Origin of the sequence: Calothrix sp. 336/3, from assembly GCF_000734895.2 — a bacterium.
Classification (GTDB): domain Bacteria; phylum Cyanobacteriota; class Cyanobacteriia; order Cyanobacteriales; family Nostocaceae; genus 336-3.
On sequence record NZ_CP011382.1, the window covers coordinates 6,054,543 to 6,072,604 of the forward strand.

Here is an 18,062-nt window from a genome sequence, read left to right on the forward strand (position 1 = left end):
GGAAATTTTCCTTAACTTCTAATTCCACTGACTGGAGAATGAAATATATCCTATAACTTTGGGGAATACTAAGGAAACAAACAAAGTTAATCAGGGAAAGGTCAATGTGGAATGATGGTTCCGGTGAAATCCCCAAAAATACACAATCCTTGCAACTATCGGCAAAATATATTCAAACTCGTAAGCGTGGGACTATTACTCACGAATTTTCCCAAAATCTATCCACTGAAATGTTATCATTAGATGATGATCATACCGCAGAAGCCTATCGATTACTCAATCTAGGTTTTGAAATGCAACAAGCAGGTCAATTACCTGCGGCAATGAAATATTTGCAAGAATCCCTGGCACTATTTCAAGCATTAGGAGAAGTCTATAGACAATCACAGGCACTTTCTGGTTTATCGCAAATTGCCTATACCCTGGGAGATTATAAAAGTGCTATTTCCTACTCTAGACAATGTTTGAACTTGGCACAAAAAACCAATGATTTAAAATTACAAGTGCAAGCACTTTCTCATTTAGGTAATGCCTATCGTCACTTGCATGAATATCATCAAGCAATTGAAGCATTAGAAAATTGCTTAGATGTCTCGGAACAAATGCAAGATAAACGCTGCCAGGTTGCAGCATTAAATAATTTAGGACTAGTATATAAAGCTCTCGGCAATTTACCAAAAGCTATAGAACTCAAATTACGGAGTTTAGATATAGTTCGAGAGTTGCAAGATAATTGGGGAGAAGAACAAGTATTAAAAAATTTGGGTAATTCCTGGTATGGATTAGGAGATTATTATCAAGCGATCGCCTACTATGAACAATGTGTTAAACTTTCGCGCGCTCTGAATAATCGCCGTAGTGCCAATCATGTTTTGAAAAACCTGGGGCAAGCTTATTATGCTTTAGGTGATTACTCAAAAGCCATCGAATATCACAAGGAACGTTTACAAATTCTGGAAGCAATGGAAGATAAACGCTCTCAAGAACAGTGTCTTGCCAATTTAGGAGTAGTTTCGGAAGCGCTGGGAGATTACCATCAAGCAATCCTTTACTACGAAGCTCGTTTAGAATTAGCCAGAGCGATGCAAGATAGTCGCAGTGAAGAGCAAGCCTTATCTAGTTTACGAGTAGCTTGCTATGCTGTTGGAGATTACACCAAGGCAATGCAATATCAAAAAACAGAGTAAAGAAAAATTCAATTCAGTCTATAAATATAGCGTTTATAATTGCTTTAATTGCCGGGGTAAATCATTCATTTGCCCCGAATTTTATTTTGTAGGGAATCGCAATTATCGCGATCGCCACCACAAAAACCATCACTCTTGGGAATACTCAGAATGGGATTCTAGGTAAGAAAGAGCTTCTTCCGTTGTCAGTTGGGGAAAATCTCGATAAAAATGACTGACACTGATAAAAGGTTCAGGAGTTGCCAGGGTAATGACGCGATCGCCCCACTCTTGTAAGCATGGTAATAACTTGAAAGGTGCAACGGGAGCGCATAACCAAATTTCTGCGGGTAATAACTTTCTTAAAGCATTAGCAGCAGCAGCGATCGTCATTCCTGTGGCAATACCATCATCAATTAAAATCATTGTGCTTCCCTCTGTATTCACCTGGGGACAAGCAAAACTTAACTTGAGTTGTAAAGATTGAGCTTGTTGCATGGCAATTTTTACTGCCTGATCACGACTGCGAAAACTCTGACGTAGGTATAATTTTCGCAAATCAGCCCATAAAACACTACCCCCAGCAGTTACTGCTCCAATTGCCAATTCTGGATTATCTGGATGGCTAATTTTTTTGGCTACAACTATAGTCAACGGACAACCCAACAAATCAGCAACAGGTGCAGCGACAGCTAATCCTCCCCTCGGTAATGCGTAGATTATTGGTATTGGTTGTACCCCAGTTTCTAAGGTTCGTTGCTGCAATAGTCTTTGAATTACTTCAGCCAGCTGTCTTCCTGCTTCAGTCCGATTGGCGAATAATGGGGTAAATAGCATAATTTACTACCCCCTGGAAATTGCAATGCTACTGCCTTAATCATGACTGATTTTGGCAAAATTGCAGCATTTTTTCTTTTCTCAAGATATACAGATTATGAAAAAATATGAAATGATTCACAAAAATATCAACCAACTTCTTTTTCAATCACTAAAATTCGCACTACTCTGCGGTTAAGCATTTTGACAATTTTGTTTAGGTAAAAAGTTAAAGGACAGAAGCTAAAATTTTTCTTCCCTTTTCTCCTACCCTTAACCAACAAGTACTGCCATTCCTCTCAAATAGCCATTATTACCATATTTTCATGAGCAGCGATCTTCAACTTAGTCTATTTGATGACTCCAATTTGCTTGATACCCCACCACCACAGGATGCCAAGCAATTAATTCTCAGCAATGGCAAACTTCCCATACCCGCAGGAACCTATGCTGATATTACAGAACTGACTCAATACTGCCAGAATTGCCAAAGATGTGGTTTAGCTACCTCTCGCATCAACGTAGTTGTGGGAAAAGGCAACCCCCAAGCTCTGATCATGATAATTGGAGAAGCTCCCGGTCAACATGAAGATGAGCAGGGTAAACCTTTTGTTGGGAGATCGGGGCAACTCCTAGACAAAATTCTAGCTTCTGTAAATTTGGATACAGAAAAAGATGTTTATATTTGCAATATAAATAAATGTCGTCCTCCAGACAATCGCGTCCCCACCAACGAAGAAGTTGCAGCTTGTAGACCCTATTTATTAGAACAAATTCGCCTCGTTGACCCAAAAATCATTCTGTTGACAGGTGCAACTGCGGTGAAAAGTCTTACAGGAGATAAACGAGGAATCACAAAAATTCGCGGGCAATGGATGGAATGGGAAGGACGTTTGTGTATGCCCATATTTCACCCTTCTTACCTCCTACGCAATCCTTCCAAAGAAACTGGTAGCCCTAAATGGCTGATGTGGCAAGATATTCAATTAGTGCGTGGGAAATACGATGAAATCCGCAATCAAAAATAAACTACCAAAATAGATGATTTAAAAATCGTTGTAGGGGTTTTGGTTCTTTCGGTTCTTGATAGTTTTGGGGTAATAATTCTAACAAAGCTGCCTGTAATTCATCTATGACTGTTTGAATCTCCTGGGCTTTCGGGCGATGGGATTGTTTAACCATTAAAGGTTTACCGATTTTCAAGGTTAACTCCTTGCGTAAATATAAATCTTTAGTACCTACTAGGGCGATGGGAACAATCGGTACACCAGAACGCAAAGCATAAATAACTGCACCCCGTTTGAGAGGAAGTAATTGCCCTTCCTGATTACCGAGGCGACCCTCAGGAAAGAGTAAAATACTATCACCACGTTGGAAAATCCCTTGGACAATGCGATCAATACGGCGCATATTTTCAATTGAGTTGCCCTTGGGTACATACTCGGTAATTTCTGCCGCTAAATCTGCCAAGTCATCCCTTCCAGCTTTCGCTGCTTCAATGACTGCCATTTCCTCCTTCCAAATTCTTTCTAGGGGAATCACACCTTTAGTAAAGCCAAGAAGTAGGCGTTTCCAGGCACTATTGTAGAGAGTACGAGCATCACCCAGAACATGGTAGAAAGATTGGGTAGATAGTTCCGAGAGTAACAGAAAGGGGTCAATGTGGTTGAGGTGATTAGCTGCAATCACTGCGGGAGTTGTCGGAATATTTTCGGGATTTTCCACCCGTACACGGAAGAGAGCGCGAATCAGAACACGTAAAACCAGTTGCCGGATTTTACCGTTGATTTTTTGTGACTGAGTACCTGGAGTTACTGACTCTGCACTGGTGAGGGCTGTTTGAATCATCTCATTGGTGTGGCGATCGCGGGCATACATCATACCTTCCTTTGCCCGTTGAATAGTTTCGGCAGTTACTGGCGGTAAAATAAATTCCTGGGTTTTGGTTAAAGGAATAGGCTGAGTCAGTACTTGTACCATTTGCTTGCTTTTATCACTAATGAAAATCCCGATATCTCTAAATCTAGGTGAAGCTGAATAATTTCAGATGGATTCCTTTGGCAGTTTCTCTAATGTCTGTACAATGACTTGGGACTAAAAATGCTCCAACCACACAATCAAAGCATTTACAGAACTACCCATGAATTTTCTCTCATCAGATTTACTAGTCCAGTTGTGTCAACTGTCTACCCAGAGAAAACTGTGAAAAATCTCACCTGTGACTTTTGCAGTTACCACATCACGGTTTAAAGTTATGAGTGCTGAGTCAAAAGTTTTCAGTCTCCCTAGTTAGTAGCCATCATGAACTGCGTACACCAGGACAGATGAAAATAGGCATTGGACATTAATTATTTCTCCCTTGTCCCCTTTGTCTTCCTTGTCTTCCTTGTCCCCCTTGTCTCCCAGTTCCCCTACTTTTTCAAGTCAGCTGGCAACTCAGGGTTAAAAATATCAAGGATAATTAAAACTTATAGGTAATTCTGCATGGCACTGGATCTTCCTACTTTGCCCTTGGCATTTCAATTTACTTCTCCAGGTCCAGTTATCTTTCAACTTGGACCAATTACAATTCGTTGGTATGGCTTATTGATTGCCTCCGCAGTCTTAATAGGTGTAAGTCTTTCTCAGTATTTGGCAAAGCGTCGCCACCTTAACCCCGATTTATTAAGCGATTTATCAATTTGGCTAGTTATTGCAGCAATCCCTGCGGCTCGTTTATATTATGTTTTGTTTGAATGGGCAGAATATTCCCAACATCCTGAAAAAATCATCGCCATCTGGCAGGGCGGAATTGCAATTCATGGGGCAATTATTGGCGGTGTCTTAGCAGCTTTAATTTTTAGCAAGTTGCGACAAGTCTCTTTTTGGCAACTCGCAGATTTAGTCGCTCCCTCGTTGATTTTAGGGCAAGCCATTGGACGCTGGGGAAATTTCTTCAATTCAGAAGCCTTCGGTCGTCCGACAAATTTACCTTGGAAACTATATATTCCCCCCTATATTCTCGGTGAAGATGGGCAAAAAAGATTTCTTCGTCCCAGGGAATTTGCAGACTTTGACTATTTCCACCCCACTTTTCTCTACGAATCTCTCTGGAATCTCTTAGTTTTCGGTTTGCTGATGTATCTCTTCTTTCGAGGATTGCAGAGTAAATCCCGACTGAAATCAGGGACAATTTTCCTAGTTTATCTTGCCACCTACAGCCTCGGTCGTTTGTGGATTGAGGGTTTACGTACCGATAGTTTGATGCTGGGATTCCTGCGAATGGCACAAATTGTCAGTCTGTCAGGAATTGTTGTAGGTGTGACAGGTTTGGTATGGCTTTACGTTAGTAAACGTCCTTTGCCAGATGTGGTAGCTCCACCGAAAACTGAAGAGTGACACAGACTTTATTCTTTTACCCGTGAAAACGGGGACAGAATAATAGACATAAAAAATGCCCCAGAGTTTTCTCCAGGGCTTAACCAGGGTGCATCTACCAATCACCTCTACTAGATAGAGGGGGTTAATCCGGAAAGATACGCAAAAAAAAGCCAAAAAATTTTTTCGAGGATATTTTTGGCTGTTGTTTTATCAGTGGATATACTAACTTATACCCCTATTCTCATGTCAACAGTATCACTCAAACCAGCAGTTTATATTGTCGGTGCTGGACCCGGAGACCCTGATTTACTAACTATTAAAGCCCAGAAGCTCTTAGCTAGCGCCGATGTAGTACTATTTGCAGATTCCCTAGTGCCAGAAAAAATTTTGCAATTTTGTCGGGAAGACGCAGAAATTCTCAAAACAGCAGATAAAACCCTAGAGGAAATTTTGCCGGTAATGGTAGAGAGAGTGCGATCGCGTAAATCTGTAGTTCGTCTCCACTCAGGAGATCCAAGTTTATACAGTGCGATTCATGAACAAATGGGACTCCTCACAGCAGCAAATGTTCCCTTTGAAATTATTCCTGGTATCAGTGCATTTCAAGCCGCAGCAGCCAAACTCCAGGTAGAACTAACTATTCCTGATTTGGTACAAACCATTATTTTGACGCGAATTAGTGGACGCACCAGCGTCCCGGAAAGGGAAGAATTAGCCTCCCTCGCAGCTCACAAAGCAACTCTCTGTCTTTATTTAAGCGCTCGTCACATCGAAAAAGCACAACAGCAACTGCAATTGCACTACCCCGAAGATACACCCGTAGCTATTTGCTACCGTATTGGCTGGAATGATGAAAAAATTTATCTTGTTTCTTTAGGAGAAATGGCAAGCTGCTCCCATCGAGAAAACCTGATGCGAACCACACTATACATTATCAGTCCTGCCTTAAATGCCAGGGAAGCCCGTTCTCGTCTCTACCACCCAGAATATAATCGTTTATTTCGTAGTGATGCTTGAAAGGACATGGGGGACAGGGTACAGTTACCGTCAAAAATACCCTTCCCACTCATCCCATTTGAACTTCCCTTCCCTCCAAATACCCAATTCTGTAAGGAAGAACCAGAATAATTTTCAATTAATTAATTCTGAGTACAAACACTCATTCTGACAACTCAAACCCTCCACGATAACCAGTAACCAAACGACTGCCATCTTTAAAAATATGGACTTCAATTTGGTCACTTGCCCAGGAAATACTATCCTGTAAGGCAGAATTAAAAATATGTACACGCTGGTTACTGGAAGAAACAGGAGAATTGGGAGAATTCACCGCCAAAGACTGAATATAGGGACCATCAATCAAGATATCCAGTTGTTCCAGTAAATCTTCAGCACCAGCAGGAGCATATTCTGAGCGTAACTGTTCTAAAGTAAAACCAGTGAAGGACATGACATTTAGCCCTGCTGCTTTCACCTGACGCGCTAAACTTGCCAGGGTAGGTGCTTGCCAAAAGGGTTCTCCACCGGAAAAAGTCACTCCTTGATTTGCTGGTTTGCTGAGAATTTTCTGAACGAGTTGCTCAACGGAGATCAACTGATTAATCTCAAAAGACCAAGAATTGGTGTTAAAACAACCAGGACATTCGCGCATACAACCTTGTACCCACACCACAGCGCGACAACCTGGACCATTGACCTCGGATTCATCAACATAGCCCATAATGTTAAGGTATCCAGGAGGAATTTCCATCAATGATAGGTAAGGATGAGTTTGTGATTGAGTCATGATTTTCTTTGGATTTTGAGAAGAGAGCAAAATTGAGGCAATGGGGAGTCAAACTATTTAAGTACAAAGGTGAAGGATATGCTTGAAAAGTCGTAAGGTACCCAGGGAAAAATTTTCAAGTCATGGAGTAAAGCTTGACACTTCAGCCTCTCAGTTTTTATTCTGACTCCGACTACCAGAGGGTTTGACTTTTGTACTTCATCTTTTAACTTTTTGATGCAACTTTGCCGATAATGAGCGACATTTTCCCGACTCAATAGTGGAATCTTCAGTTTTTCTTTGCCTTTAATTGAGCAAATCTTGGGAAAACTTTCTGAATCTCTGCCTACAAAGTCCCCGAAAACCCTATGCTAGATCGTCGGGTGAGTCTTTGAAGTTATTACTGGATAAAGGACAGAAACATGATCATCGATACTGCGATTGAAGCAATTATTGCCCGTGAAATTCTGGATTCACGCGGTAGACCAACGATAGAAGCAGAAGTGCATTTAGTTAATGGCGCGATCGGACTTGCTCAAGTTCCCAGTGGTGCGTCAACGGGTACTTTTGAAGCTCACGAATTACGAGACCAGGATAAAAGTCGTTATGGTGGCAAAGGTGTACTAAAAGCAGTACAAAATGTCAAGGATATTCTTGCCCCAAAATTGTTACATATGGATGCTTTAAACCAGGAACTCTTGGATAAAACCATGATTTCCTTGGACGGTTCCCACAATAAGGCGAATTTGGGTGCTAATGCAATTTTAGCGGTGTCCCTGGCAGCAGCAAGGGCGGGAGCGGATGCTTTGGGAATTCCTCTGTACCGTTATTTAGGTGGTCCCTTGGCGAATTTACTCCCCGTACCTTTAATGAATGTGATTAACGGGGGAGCCCACGCAGCGAATAATGTGGACTTCCAGGAGTTCATGATTGTCCCTGTGGGTGCGTCTTCCTTCCGGGAAGCACTGCGTTGGGGTGCGGAAGTTTTTGCTACCTTATCTGAGGTTTTGGCTGCTAAGGGTTTATTGACAGGTGTGGGAGATGAGGGTGGTTTTGCCCCTAACTTGGAATCGAACCAAGTGGCTTTAGAGTTACTGGTGGCAGCAATTGAAAAAGCTGGTTATAAACCTGGGGAACAGGTTGCTCTGGCTTTAGATGTGGCAGCTAGTGAATTCTATAAGGATGGGCAATATATCTATGACGGTAAACCCCACGCTCCATCAGAATTTATTGATTATTTGGCACAGCTTTGCAGTCAATATCCAATTGTGTCTATCGAAGATGGTTTGCATGAGGAAGACTGGCAAAACTGGCAGCTATTAACCCAAAAAATTGGTTCCCAGGTGCAATTGGTAGGTGATGATTTATTTGTGACCAATGCTACCCGTTTACAGAAAGGGATTGAATTGAAAGCGGGTAATGCGATTTTGATTAAGCTGAATCAAATTGGCTCTTTGACGGAAACTCTGGAAACCATTGATTTGGGTACTCGTAATGGTTTCCGTTCCGTAATTAGCCATCGTTCTGGGGAGACTGAAGACACTACCATTGCGGATTTAGCTGTGGCAACCCGTGCAGGACAAATTAAAACTGGTTCTCTTTGTCGTAGTGAGCGGGTAGCTAAGTATAACCGTTTACTGAGAATTGAGGATGAGTTGGGCGATCGCGCCATTTATGCGGGTACTGTCGGTATGGGACCGAAATAGTTTTAGGTAATAGGGAATGGGTAATAGGTGACAAAATATCATCACCCCTTACCCAGTTTCCCTTGATACTCACATTTAAAGCCTTGACTTTGCCATTGGGCAAGATTCACATCAGAAAGACGGGTTAATTGCTGACACTGAGGTTGTAGTACTTGACTCAGAATTGCCCAAATTAAACTACGGGTGACATCAAGTCCCGTTTTTAGCCAATTTTCTCGATTTCCAGGAACACCCTTTTCTTGAATAATTTCCGGTTCAACCCAAATACCATGGGAACCCAGAATTATCTGTGCCATCCATTGAGCGCGGGGTAAATGGGTTGGCGAAGTAATCACTTTGACTTTCCGGACACCCCATTGACGCAGAATCGGTACACTGTAATAAAAATTATCAAAAGTTGAATGGGCACACTCTTCCAACCAAACTTGATTTGTGATGGTATTTTCACGCTGGAAAATCATCAAGATACACGGAGGCAGGGAGCCTTGGGAAACCAAAACAGGTATCTGAGGATACTGTTTAACTAACTTAGCAACGTAAATTTCCCTGGTAATACTACCACCCAGAACAAAAAACGTCCCCACTGGTTTGGTGGCACTCCCAACTAAGGTTACAGTGGTACACAACAACCACAAGCTGAGGAGAAACCCTAATCCCAAGCCAATTTTGGAGATATACTTCCTCTGCTTCCGTGAAAATCTGGGGGTGAAATTCTGCCAGTTCATGCTAAATTTACGTTTCATGCCATACTCTTATAGGAAATTTAAGTTGCCGGATGGGCACGATTTGATTAGTTAAGATAGTCTAGAGATATGCAAAAATGCTGTTTGCATCTGTGACGATCATGGTGCAACTCTGACACAAAGGTAGTAGTTTCGCGGAGGAATTCTCATCAGGTAAATCTCCACAAAGTCAGGAGCGTTTCCCTAGCCTTACGGAGATGAAAATCAAATCTCAGTACAAAAACTAATAAGTCTCTTAAAAGTCTGATTGCTAAACTGTCAACAACACAATTATTCCAGCTAAATATACATGAGACAATCTGCGAAACGTTACTCGCCGCTTCAAGTAGCTTTTATTGGTGGAGCGATCGCCACCTCAGCTACATTGTCTGTGTTTGGTACCGCTTGGTGTCGTTCCGTACGGGCAGCGCTACAAGACAGCCCCAAGGCGATCGTAGACCAAGTATGGCAACTTGTGAACCGCGAATATGTGGATCCTTCCTTTAACAAGCAAAATTGGCAAGCAGTACGTCAAAGCTTGTTAAGTAAAAACTATTCGTCTCGTGAAGAAGCTTACGCCGCCATCCGTGAAGCTTTGCAGAAAATGGGCGATCCCTACACTCGGTTCATGGATCCCAAGCAGTACGAAGCTTTAACCAGTCAAACTTCTGGAGAAGTTTCCGGGATTGGTATCCGTATGGAACTTAATGAAAAAACCAAGCGGTTGACTGTCGTAGAAGCGATTGAAAATTCTCCTGCTCTGAAAGCTGGAATTAAACCTGGTGACCAAATTCTGGCAATTGATGGCAAACCCACCCAAAAGATGGCGATCGATGACGCTTCTAAACTGATTCGGGGTAAATCTGGTACAGTCATCACCCTGCGTCTAGAAAGAGAAGGACGTGCTTTTGACCAAAAATTAACTAGAGCCACAATCGAAGTGCCTACGGTGCGCTACACCCTGAAACAGGAAGGTAGCCGTCGGGTAGGTTACATCACCTTACGGGAATTTAGTGCTCATGCTGCTGACCAAATGCGACGGGCAATTAGTGACTTGAATGGTAAGCAAGTTGACGCTTATGTGTTGGACTTGCGAGGTAATCCCGGTGGTTTACTCCAGGCAAGTATTGAAATTGCTCGGATGTGGATGGATAACGGTTCGATTGTACGTACTGTGGATCGCCGAGGTAGTAGTGAAGAAACCAAGGCAAATCGCACAGCTTTAACTAAGCAACCTTTGGTAGTGTTGGTTGATAATAATTCTGCTAGTGCTAGCGAAATTCTTACCGGGGCACTCAAAGATAATAAACGAGCTGTTGTTGTTGGTAGTCAAACCTTTGGTAAAGCTTTAGTGCAGTCTGTTCATGAATTAGCAGACGGTTCTGGTGTTGCCATTACCATCGCCCACTATTACACTCCCAAGGGTACAGATATCAACCACAAGGGTATTACCCCCGACATCAAGCTGGATTTAACTGAAGCTCAACAGCGCCAGCTAGCAACTAATCCAGATTTACGGGGAACACAAAATGACCCCCACTATACCCGCGCTTTAACAATTTTATCTAGTAATAATTTTGCTCAACCCGTACCCCATCAAACTTCACAAACGAATGGTGCAGGTAAGGCGAATAACTTGGGTTTATAACTGGAATGGGATAGTTGAAAATTTGTAATTGATGATTGCAAATATTCGCAATTGAAGACTGGGAAGAGAAAGTGAGGAATAATTGTGTATTCCCTACTACCCGGTCTTCATTTTTTTATGGAGTATTGGGAATAATATACCAGGGGATAGGTAATACCAATTCAGAATTCAAAATTAAGCCAGATATATTTGGTAACTAATCAGGATTTACGCACACAAGAGCCACAACCCTTATTTTGATGTAGCTAAAATTCATGTGGCTTCCCTATTGCCCCTATAGTATCTACCTTTTCATTAGTCCGACAAATCAGTAAATTCTTCATATTAATATTATTAAATCTATGGAAGATAAATCATTAGACCCAGATATTAATAAATTCTTACCCCAAGTCTCAGTGGTTATACCTATTTATAATGGGGAAAAAGATGTTAGAGAATTAATTGATTGTTTACAGGCTCAAATCTATCCTTCTGAGCTGGTAGAGTATTTGCTGGTGGATAATAACAGTAGCGATCGCACTCTGGCTCTGATATCCGAAATTGCGGCTCAGTCAAAAATTACCATTTGCCCTGTGAGTGAAAAGCTGATTCAAAGTTCCTATGCTGCCAGAAACAGGGGTATCCGTCAGGCAACTGGGGAAATTATCGCCTTTACTGATGCTGATTGTCGTCCCCAACCCCAATGGTTATCCCAGCTGATTGCTCCTTTGGAAAATCAGGAAGTGGTGATGGTTGCAGGGGAAATTATGGCATTACCGGGTGATAGCTTCCTCGAAAGATACGCCGATAGTCAGGAAACTTTGTCACAAAAACATACCCTTGCCCATAAATTTTATCCCTACGGACAAACTGCTAACTTAGCTATTCGTCGTTTCGCTCTGGAAAAAGTCGGCTTATTTCGTCCCTATTTAACAACTGGGGGAGACGCAGATATCTGCTGGCGAATTCAGCAAGCCAATTTGGGGCGTTTGGAATTTGCTCCCTTGGCGATCACCCAACATCGTCATCGTACCACCCTAGAGGAACTCGCTAGTCAATGGCAACGTTACGGACGTTCTAACCGCTACTTACATGAGTTGCATGGTGTGGAGTTAATGCGCGAAATTAGTCTCAAAGAATGCGGCTATCGGTTGATGCGTTGGTTTTTAAAAGAACTACCCCAAGGCAGTATTCACCTAGTTAAGGGCAAAGGAACTATGGTGAATTTACTGAATACACCAATTGGTTTATACACGGCAAGGAAACGTTATTTAGGACAGACAAAAGCTCGTTTACCAGAGAAGGCTAAAGAGATTGAGTGGCTGTGATATTTGAAGGCTTGTAGGATGGATAAAAGCAGGGGATGGCGATCGCTCGCGAATTATCCATCCTGTTAGCTACGTTACAGCTTGATTTGACTGATGGGTATTTGTATCACAAACTCAGTACCTTGATTCGGTGTGGAAAAACATTCCAACTTCCCGCCATGTTTTTCTGTAATAATTTGATAGGTAATTGACATACCCATTCCTGTACCTTTACCCACAGTTTTAGTAGTAAAAAATGGGTTGAATATTTTCTGCTTAATTTCATCACTCATACCGATACCATTATCGGCGATCGCTATTTCAATCCATTTCGCATCTATCACAGAAGTACGGATTTTTATTTGTTGTGAATTCTCTAATATTCCCTGCAAATTATGTTGAGCATTTTTTTCTTCAATTGCGTCAATCGCATTTGTCAAAATCCCCATAAATACTTGATTTAATTGTCCTGCATAGCATGGAATTTTAGGTAATTTGCCATAATCTTTGATAATTTCAATTGCTGGACGCTCTGCTTTCTCTGTGAGGCGATGTTGTAATATCATCAACGTACTGTCAATCCCTGCATGGATATCAACCTGTTTAAATTCAGCTTCATCCATCCGCGAAAAATTTCTCAGGGATAAAACAATTTCACGGATACGTTCAGTCCCCACTTGCATTGATTTGAGAGTTTGAGGTAAGTCTTCCTGAATAAAATCTAAATCAATTTCATTTAATAATTCTGGAATCTCTGTCTGGTTGAAATGGGACTGTTGATAGAGATTAACCAAATTGAATAAATCCTCTGTATATTGTTTCACATGAGTAAGATTTCCGTGAATAAAATTGACAGGGTTATTAATTTCGTGGGCGATTCCCGCAACTAATTGTCCCAAACTTGACATTTTTTCTGATTGAATTAGTTGGGTTTGAGTACGTTGTAGTTCTTGCAATGTTAATTCTAGTTGGGTGGCTTTTTGGGTAAGCTCTTGGGTGCGTTCAGCAACTTTTGCCTCAAGTTTGTGATACAGTTGGGCATTTTCTAGGGAAATAGCAGCTTGAGTACAGATTAATTTGAGAACTTCCAGGCGATCGCCAGTAAATGCACCCACAGTTAAGTTATTTTCCAAGTACAAAATCCCGATGAGTTGCCCTTGCTGAGTCATGGGAGTACATAACACGGATTTGGGTTGGTGACTAATTAGATATGGCTCGCCAGCAAATTCTACTGCATCACTTAAATTATCAAAAACAGCTACCTCTGGCGATCGCGCTACCGCATAAATCACACTGTGGGGAATCTCCTGATACTCATCTAGGGGAATATCTAAAGTTTGCGTCTCCTCGGCATTTCCTTGGGCAACTACTAACCATTGTTCCTGTCGGCGGAGAATTAAACAACCTGTTTGCGCTCCCCCAGTGGCGATCGCTATCTGCATTAAAGTAGCCAAGAGTTTATTGAACTCAATTTCTTGGGAAATAGCTTGTGCAGCTTTCATGACTGCGGGAAAATCTAAGTATAAATTCTGGCTGCTACTGACATTTGTGAAGCTTCTCATCAAGGTTGAAGCAATGGTTCCCTCGTGGGTGATGGGAGGGGTAGGAGGTTGGAGAATCGCCCCTAATAATTGCGGATAGTTTTGTTCTAAATGGGTGATTTTGGCTTTTGCACCCCAACGAGCATAGCAGTAGTAAGCTGACTGCATATAGCCTGCGGCGACTTTCTCTTTACCCCAATCGAGGTAAAATTTAGCTGCTAGTTCATTAGCAAGAGCTTCTTCTTGGATATAGCCATTTTTCTCGGCTCCAGCGATCGCGCGATCGTAAAATTCAATAGCTTCTGATTTCTGGTTCGATAATCGATGTTTTTCTGCTTGAACTAAATCCAATTTATGCTGACAGTTCATAGGAGCAAATTTTGCCCAAGTTGTCAGTTTTTCCAGGTTTTCTGCAATGCGTTGGTCGTATTCCCCGGAGTAAGATGGGGTAAGTTGAGCGTAAGTAAGGCGAGCTAGGGAATCGTAAAAATAATAGTAGGGGATAGTTGCGACAGCAGCAGCTCCACCCAAATACTGTTCCGCCAAATCTGAGCATTCTAAGGCAATTTCCCAATTACCAAACCAGAAATTGAGGATGAGTTTATTGATAAATAGGTGTGCGAGAGCAACATAATCGCTAGCAGATTGATGTATAGGTAACATTTCCGTCTCATCATATACATCACCACTAACCATACAACTAGAAGCAGAGTCACCTAACAAATTCAAAACGATTTGGTGATAGATTTTATGATAATTGAGGATGACTCCTTGGCTGAGTTGTTGCAGTACCTGTTGATAACCCTGGATTTCCGTAATTAATTCAGGGAGTGGTTGACCTAAAAAGTAACCATGAAAACAGAAGATGTAAGCTGAAAAGGCTGTGTAAGTGGAATCCCCTGTCTCTAATCCAGTGGTGTAGCCAGACTGGAGGAGTGGTAGGCTATCACGCAGATGTCCCGTCCAGTGGGTGATAAATAAGCCGTTCATTAAGAATACCCTGGCTCGAAATTCTTGGTCTCCCAGTTTGTTGCATAGGTTTAATGCCAGTTGCCCAAATTCGTAACCCGCTTGATAGTCGTTGAGGATGGCGCAATGGAGGAGTCCATAGCAAGTAAATAAGTAGGTTGATGCTGGGGATATACCGACACGAGCGGATAATTCTACCCCACAATAGGGCAGTAGGGGATACAAGGGTGGTGCAACCAAAAAAGCAGGAGCTGCAAGTTTGACGAGTATTCCCATTACAGCGATCGCCTCCTGATCAGTTGCTAAGGGAAGATCGATTAATTCTGCTGTTGTGCGATCGCCAATAGCTTGTCTCGCTCTTTCCAAGGCAGTTGTATAATCCTCCAAACTGGGTGTTTCGGGAAATTCAATCCCAAATTGCGCCAAAATCCCTAACCCTAAATTTAAAGACTCCCGTAATTTACCCTGAGCGGCTAAAGCTTCGATTTGAATTTCCTGAGCTTTAACTAAATCTACCTTGGTTTGAACTCGCTGTTGCAACTTAGTCAGACAGCAATCCATCTCTGTAAAATCACCAATCAAGTAAGTTGCTTCAATAACATTTGTGTAAAGCTCTAAAGCCAAGGAATAATCTTGTTCCCAAATCTCATCTGTGAATAATTTAATGGCTGTTTGGAAATAGTCCACAGCAGCACTGTAAGCTGTAGATTGCTTTGCTTGTCTGCCAGCAGTTATATTCAGTTTCGCTAATTGTTGAATAGTAGTAGGTTCGGTTATGAGTTGACGACCGATATTCAACTGATTCACAATCTCGAAAATACTTATATTATTTGCATTTTCGTTGTTCTGATTTAACAATAACTGACCAATTTTCAGGTGGGTTGCGGATTTTTCCTCTTCTGGAATCAGGAAATAGGCAGCTTGCTGGACGCGATCGTGTAAAAATTTATAATGGGCAACTTGATTATCTACTTCGAGATTGGCTGTAATTTCTCCCACATAAAGCTTGTAAATTTGACTTTGTGGCAACACCAATCCTTCTTGTAAAGCCCCCCACAATGCCGTAGCAATGTCGATTGTCGATTGTTCTGCTGCAATCGCCAATGTATTTAAATCAAACTGGTTGCCAATACAAGCTGCTATTTTCAGGATATTTTGGGTGGCTTCTGGTAACTTTTGCAACTGAGTCGCCATAAACTCCACCACATCATCTGTCAGTGCTGCTTCCCGCACTCGCACAATATCACATTGCCAATATCTGGCTTGAGAATCAAAGGTAATTAATTTATCTTGATACAATGCCTTGAGAAACTGGGTAGCAAAAAAGGGATTTCCTTGAGTTTTTTGATATACCAATTCTGTTAAAGGTTGCACCAAGGAAATAGCACAATTGAGGGTATCAGCTACCAAGTGATTGAGACTATTTTGGCTTAAGGGCTTGAGTGTGATCGTATTCACCGTTGTTCCAGTTTTGGCGATCGCATCCAATGTCAGCATTAATGGATGGGCAGCAAAAACCTCATTATCTCGATAAGCGCCAATCATCAGTAAATAACCTGTTTCCGATTCTGCCATCAACAGTTGAATCAGATTTAGTGAAGCAGAATCTGCCCATTGCAAATCATCTAAAAATATCACTAAGGGATGTTGCGGCTGGGTAAAAATTTGAATAAACTTTTGAAATAATAAATTAAACCGATTCTGGGCAGCAGTACCTGACAATTCCGGTGCAGGTGGTTGTACTCCAATGATGCGTTCTAATTCCGGAATCACATCAATGATAACTTGTCCATTTTCCCCTACAGCCTGTAAAATTTTATCTTTCCAACTTGACAATTGAGCATCATTTTCACTCAATAATTGTCCCATCAAATGGCGAAATGCCTGCACAAATGCGGAAAAAGGAATATTGCGATTAAACTGGTCAAATTTACCTTTGATAAAGTAGCCCCGTTTTTGGACAATGGGCTTATGAACTTCGTTGACGATCGCAGTTTTCCCAATACCAGAAAAACCTGCAACCAGCGTTAATTCACTGTTACTTTGCGAAACTCGTGTAAATGCGGCTAATAATTGCTCAACTTCGCTTTCTCGACCATAAAGTTTTTCAGGAAGAATAAATCTGTCACAAATATCCCGTTGTGCAATTTCAAAATTTGTAATTTTTCCAGTATCCTTAAGTTGATATAAACAAGTTACTAAATCATGTTTTAATCCTAAAACACTTTGATATCTATCCTCGGCATTTTTTGCCATTAATTTCATCAAAATATCCCCAATAACTGGGGGAATATTGTCATGCTCATCCTTTCCTAATTTTGGAGGAATTTTGGCAATGTGACAATGTACCAATTCTATTGAATCATCAGAAACAAATGGTAATTTACCCGTAAGTAGTTCGTAGAAAGTTACACCCAAAGAATAAAAATCACTGCGATAATCTACCCCTCGATTCATGCGTCCAGTTTGTTCAGGAGAAATATACGCCAGGGTTCCTTCTAATACATTCGGATTTTTAACTTCTTGATTTTCTTTGGATAATAAAGAAGCAATACTAAAGTCAATTAATTTAACTTGTTTTGTGTCGGGATTAATTAAAATATTGGCTGGTTTAATATCTTTATGAATTACATGATGGCGGTAGAGAAAATCTAATATATCACACAGGGATATAGCTACTTGTAAAAATTCATACAATAACTTGATATACAAGTTGTCGTCAGTGGTATTTTTGAGACGAGTAAAATAATTTTTCAGGGAGACTCCACCAAAATCTTCCATAACTAACATATAACCATTTTGAAACTGCTCTAGGTTATAGGTTTGAATAATTCCGGGATGGTTGAGATTTTTGGCAATAGTGTATTGATTGCGAAACTGTACTAGCTCACTAAAGGTAGGATAGGCATTTTTCAGCAGTTTAATTACTACTGACAGGTTATCAGTTTCTCGATATCCTCGATAAACAACAGTCCTTAAACCATCATAGAGTTGTTCATTGACTTGATATCCGGGAATACTTAATTGAGTCGTAATCATATCACGTTCACCCTTAGTTAATGCCTTCGGATTTTAGTATTCCC

The 18,062-nt window shown here is 41.3% G+C and carries 12 protein-coding genes; 7 read left to right on the forward strand and 5 right to left on the reverse strand.

Translation table 11 applies throughout. From position 1 onward, the window contains the following. Positions 1–104 precede the first annotated feature (104 nt). A complete protein-coding gene (locus IJ00_RS25340; RefSeq protein WP_035158065.1) occupies positions 105–1,187 on the forward strand; it encodes a tetratricopeptide repeat protein in 1,083 nt (360 codons plus the stop codon). Positions 1,188–1,316: 129 nt separating this feature from the next. Here IJ00_RS25340 and IJ00_RS25345 read toward each other — a convergent pair whose 3' ends face one another. Continuing rightward, positions 1,317–2,003 carry a phosphoribosyltransferase gene (locus tag IJ00_RS25345; protein WP_035158066.1) on the reverse strand — a complete coding sequence of 229 codons (687 nt, stop codon included), beginning with the start codon at positions 2,001–2,003 and terminating at the stop codon, positions 1,317–1,319. Positions 2,004–2,308: 305 nt separating this feature from the next. Here IJ00_RS25345 and IJ00_RS25350 point away from each other — a divergent pair, with 305 nt between their 5' ends. Then, on the forward strand, positions 2,309–3,010 hold the full coding sequence (locus IJ00_RS25350) for a uracil-DNA glycosylase family protein (protein ID WP_035158067.1): 702 nt from the start codon (positions 2,309–2,311) through the stop codon (positions 3,008–3,010). Between the two features lies 1 nt (position 3,011). Here IJ00_RS25350 and IJ00_RS25355 read toward each other — a convergent pair whose 3' ends face one another. Then, the gene (locus IJ00_RS25355) at positions 3,012–3,962 is read right to left on the reverse strand and encodes a 1-acyl-sn-glycerol-3-phosphate acyltransferase (protein ID WP_035158068.1); all 951 of its coding nucleotides are present in this window, start codon (positions 3,960–3,962) and stop codon (positions 3,012–3,014) included. Positions 3,963–4,466: 504 nt separating this feature from the next. On the opposite strand from IJ00_RS25355, the gene lgt reads away from it, so the two are divergent. Beyond that, complete coding sequence (gene lgt / locus IJ00_RS25360) at positions 4,467–5,360, forward strand: prolipoprotein diacylglyceryl transferase (RefSeq protein ID WP_035158069.1); 894 nt, start codon at positions 4,467–4,469, stop codon at positions 5,358–5,360. A 225-nt stretch (positions 5,361–5,585) separates the two neighbouring features. Next, positions 5,586–6,359: a precorrin-4 C(11)-methyltransferase gene (gene cobM / locus IJ00_RS25365; protein ID WP_035159632.1), complete on the forward strand. Its 774-nt coding sequence runs from the start codon at positions 5,586–5,588 to the stop codon at positions 6,357–6,359. 142 nt (positions 6,360–6,501) lie between these two features. Here cobM and IJ00_RS25370 read toward each other — a convergent pair whose 3' ends face one another. Continuing rightward, complete coding sequence (locus IJ00_RS25370) at positions 6,502–7,128, reverse strand: 4Fe-4S single cluster domain-containing protein (protein ID WP_035158070.1); 627 nt, start codon at positions 7,126–7,128, stop codon at positions 6,502–6,504. Between the two features lie 401 nt (positions 7,129–7,529). Between IJ00_RS25370 and eno the strand changes: the two genes are divergently transcribed. After that, positions 7,530–8,813: a phosphopyruvate hydratase gene (gene eno, locus IJ00_RS25375; protein WP_035158071.1), complete on the forward strand. Its 1,284-nt coding sequence runs from the start codon at positions 7,530–7,532 to the stop codon at positions 8,811–8,813. A gap of 41 nt (positions 8,814–8,854) precedes the next feature. Here the strand turns inward: eno and IJ00_RS25380 are convergent, their stop codons facing one another. Next, entirely contained in the window at positions 8,855–9,556 is a 702-nt protein-coding gene (locus tag IJ00_RS25380) for a YdcF family protein (RefSeq protein ID WP_035158072.1), read from the reverse strand. 289 nt (positions 9,557–9,845) lie between these two features. Here IJ00_RS25380 and ctpB point away from each other — a divergent pair, with 289 nt between their 5' ends. Together ctpB and IJ00_RS25390 are read left to right on the forward strand one after the other, a co-directional pair. After that, positions 9,846–11,183, forward strand: a complete 1,338-nt coding sequence (ctpB, locus tag IJ00_RS25385; RefSeq protein ID WP_035158073.1) for a carboxyl-terminal processing protease CtpB — start codon at positions 9,846–9,848, stop codon at positions 11,181–11,183. 341 nt (positions 11,184–11,524) lie between these two features. Beyond that, positions 11,525–12,490 (forward strand): glycosyltransferase family 2 protein, encoded by a 966-nt coding sequence (locus IJ00_RS25390; RefSeq protein WP_035158074.1) that lies wholly within the window; start codon positions 11,525–11,527, stop codon positions 12,488–12,490. 74 nt (positions 12,491–12,564) lie between these two features. Here IJ00_RS25390 and IJ00_RS25395 read toward each other — a convergent pair whose 3' ends face one another. After that, positions 12,565–18,018, reverse strand: coding sequence for an ATP-binding sensor histidine kinase (locus tag IJ00_RS25395; protein ID WP_035158075.1), 5,454 nt, complete (start codon positions 18,016–18,018; stop codon positions 12,565–12,567). Positions 18,019–18,062 lie beyond the last annotated feature (44 nt).

Excerpts from the sequence above, each read along its gene's own strand:
- IJ00_RS25340 (WP_035158065.1), top strand. The coding sequence starts at position 105 with ATGTGGAATGATGGTTCCGGTGAAATCCCCAAAAATACACAATCCTTG.
- IJ00_RS25345 (WP_035158066.1), bottom strand. The coding sequence starts at position 2,003 with ATGCTATTTACCCCATTATTCGCCAATCGGACTGAAGCAGGAAGACAG.
- IJ00_RS25350 (WP_035158067.1), top strand. The coding sequence starts at position 2,309 with ATGAGCAGCGATCTTCAACTTAGTCTATTTGATGACTCCAATTTGCTT.
- IJ00_RS25355 (WP_035158068.1), bottom strand. The coding sequence starts at position 3,962 with ATGGTACAAGTACTGACTCAGCCTATTCCTTTAACCAAAACCCAGGAA.
- lgt (WP_035158069.1), top strand. The coding sequence starts at position 4,467 with ATGGCACTGGATCTTCCTACTTTGCCCTTGGCATTTCAATTTACTTCT.
- cobM (WP_035159632.1), top strand. The coding sequence starts at position 5,586 with ATGTCAACAGTATCACTCAAACCAGCAGTTTATATTGTCGGTGCTGGA.
- IJ00_RS25370 (WP_035158070.1), bottom strand. The coding sequence starts at position 7,128 with ATGACTCAATCACAAACTCATCCTTACCTATCATTGATGGAAATTCCT.
- eno (WP_035158071.1), top strand. The coding sequence starts at position 7,530 with ATGATCATCGATACTGCGATTGAAGCAATTATTGCCCGTGAAATTCTG.
- IJ00_RS25380 (WP_035158072.1), bottom strand. The coding sequence starts at position 9,556 with ATGAAACGTAAATTTAGCATGAACTGGCAGAATTTCACCCCCAGATTT.
- ctpB (WP_035158073.1), top strand. The coding sequence starts at position 9,846 with ATGAGACAATCTGCGAAACGTTACTCGCCGCTTCAAGTAGCTTTTATT.
- IJ00_RS25390 (WP_035158074.1), top strand. The coding sequence starts at position 11,525 with ATGGAAGATAAATCATTAGACCCAGATATTAATAAATTCTTACCCCAA.
- IJ00_RS25395 (WP_035158075.1), bottom strand. The coding sequence starts at position 18,018 with ATGATTACGACTCAATTAAGTATTCCCGGATATCAAGTCAATGAACAA.